Genomic DNA, 1,127 nt, shown 5'->3' with positions numbered 1-1,127 from the left:
CCTCGATCCCGACCATCAGGCGACGCCTGACCGTGGCCCTGGCCAACCGTCTGCAACGATGTCCGTGCTGCACAAGGGCCATGGACAGTCCGCGTCAGGCTCGCAATTTATGACGCAGTAGTACTAGCCTAGACGACATTCGCAACTCCCCCAAGTCTGTCGAGAGTGACCTTGCCCCTCTGACATAATCCGGTTTGAAGTTCGTTCTGGCCCATCGAGAGGACCAGGACATGAAACGTAGCCGCTTCTCCGAAGAGCAGATCATCGGAATTTTGAAGGAACACGAGGCCGGGGTATCGGTTGCCGATCTGTGCCGCAAGCACGGGGTCAGCGACGCCTCGATCTACAACTGGAAGGCCCGCTTCGGCGGGATGGATGTCTCCGAGGCTCGGCGACTGAAGGCGCTGGAGGACGAGAACACGCGGCTGAAGCGGCTTCTGGCCGACGCCATGCTCGACAATGCCGCGTTGAAGGATCTTGTGGGAAAGAAATGGTGACGCCCGCGGCCAAGCGGAAAGCTGTCGCTCGCCTGAAGGAAGGCTTCGGGATGAGCGAACGGCGGGCGTGTAAAGCCATCGGCTGTTGCCGCATGACGGTTCGCTACGAGACCAGCAGGCCGGACGACCGCGAGGTTCGCGAGCGGATGAAGGCGATCGCGCAGGAGCGTCGCCGGTTCGGCTACCGGCGTCTTCTCGTGATGCTGAGGCGGGAGGGTCTGGTCGTGAACCACAAGAAGCTGTTCCGGCTCTATCGGGAGGAGAAGCTCGCCGTTCGCCGCCGTGGCGGCCGCAAGCGGGCGATCGGGACCAGGGCGCCGATGCTGGTGCCGCTGAAGCCCGACGAGCGGTGGTCGCTCGACTTCGTATCGGACCAGCTCACCGACGGGCGCCGCTTCCGCATCCTGGCCGTCGTCGACGACTGCACGAGAGAGTGCCTGGCACTCATCGTTGATACGTCTCTCTCGGGCATACGGGTTGCCCGCGAATTGGACCGGCTCATTACCGAGCGCGGCCGGCCGAGGATGATCGTCAGCGACAATGGCAGCGAGTTCACCTCGAACGTCATCCTCTCCTGGGCGGATCAGAACCGCGTCGAATGGCATTACATTGCGCCCGGCAAGCCGATGC

General features: G+C 62.9%; 1 pseudogene. It reads left to right on the top strand.

The features are described from left to right. Positions 1-230 precede the first annotated feature (230 nt). Positions 231-1,127, top strand: a pseudogene (locus tag EN786_RS35920) (IS3 family transposase); the annotation flags it as partial.

This window comes from Mesorhizobium sp. M4B.F.Ca.ET.143.01.1.1, assembly GCF_004792275.1.
Lineage (GTDB): Bacteria > Pseudomonadota > Alphaproteobacteria > Rhizobiales > Rhizobiaceae > Mesorhizobium > Mesorhizobium abyssinicae.
This window is presented reverse-complemented; position numbering and strand designations above follow the sequence as displayed.